This window comes from Serratia sp. 506_PEND (assembly GCF_001076875.1).
GTDB classification, from domain to species: Bacteria; Pseudomonadota; Gammaproteobacteria; order Enterobacterales; family Enterobacteriaceae; genus Serratia; species Serratia marcescens.
The window spans coordinates 1-205 of the sequence record NZ_JVEL01000108.1; the positions used below are offsets into that span (position 1 = coordinate 1).

Annotated in this window: 1 other RNA gene; it reads left to right on the plus strand. The window is 56.1% G+C overall.

The window, feature by feature from the left end:
* Positions 1 to 88 precede the first annotated feature (88 nt).
* A non-coding RNA gene (locus ADK28_RS29400) (RtT sRNA) lies at positions 89 to 205 on the plus strand; the annotation flags it as partial.

Here is a 205-nt window from a genome sequence, read left to right on the forward strand (position 1 = left end):
TGCACGACCCACCAATTCAGAAAAAAGCGCCTTTGGGCGCTTTTTTCGTTTCTGTAACATCCAAACCTGACCTCATCTTCTCGCCAACATGGTCACCGAGTCGTGCGGGTGAGATCCTGCGCTCAGGTTCGAGCATCGCATAGCGATACGACAACGCGCAGCGTTGCCCGCAGGGTGAGGCCACAGGCCGAATCAATCCTGCACG